General features: G+C 25.5%; 1 protein-coding gene. It reads right to left on the bottom strand.

The window, feature by feature from the left end; all coding sequences use genetic code 11:
* Positions 1-146: 146 nt before the first annotated feature.
* Entirely contained in the window at positions 147-521 is a 375-nt protein-coding gene (locus OCV48_RS13935) for a hypothetical protein (protein WP_021982704.1), read from the bottom strand.
* Positions 522-722: the final 201 nt, after the last annotated feature.

The raw sequence follows: 722 nt of genomic DNA, 5'->3' as shown, positions 1-722 counted from the left end.
TTCCTCTATAAAATTAAAGCTGCCACAACTGCAAACCAATTTTTCCATTTTAAACCTCCTTAAAATGTCCATATGCATTATTTACTTTATATGGACATATCACATTATTCAACAGCTATTTCAATCAATGTTTTTGATAATTATAACTATGTTTGCAATTTTACAATCCTTTCCTCTAATATTTCGTAATTCAAATCACTTTGTCTTATTCCCAGAATATATTCTTCAATAAATATATCCTCACGATATTCTGCATCTTTTTTTGTTTTAATTAATTTATAATTACCTTCGTTGTTAATATTATAAATGAATGCTCTTTTTTCATAAAAAGCTGTTACCAAATATTTTCCATCATTTGAAATTGCAATTCTTTCTCCACCAGCTCCCGATTTAGCATGAATTGAATTTTTTTCAATTATCCTATTTTTATCTTTTATAAAAAATACTTTTGCATATATATTATTTTCATCAATATATTTGTAATTTACAATATATCTCTGATTTTCTGACTTTATAAACATATTTACCACGCCTCCCTATCTCTTCAATATATTCTACTGCATCTACTAATCATTTGTAATATACTCAATCTGAAAATAGGTAATTCATTTCTTCATTAAATGAATTCACAAACAATTGTAATTCTTCCATATTTGCAATAAATCTTATACCAACATCATATCCTATATCTTTACCATTGGTATAATTTGCCCAATTAATCC

The sequence above is a fragment of the Bovifimicola ammoniilytica genome (genome assembly GCF_025567085.1).
Classification (GTDB): Bacteria; Bacillota; Clostridia; order Lachnospirales; family Lachnospiraceae; genus Bovifimicola; species Bovifimicola ammoniilytica.
This window is presented reverse-complemented; position numbering and strand designations above follow the sequence as displayed.

Bases quoted from the DNA above. Each gene is read 5' to 3' on its own strand.
- OCV48_RS13935 (WP_021982704.1), bottom strand. From the start codon at position 521: ATGTTTATAAAGTCAGAAAATCAGAGATATATTGTAAATTACAAATAT.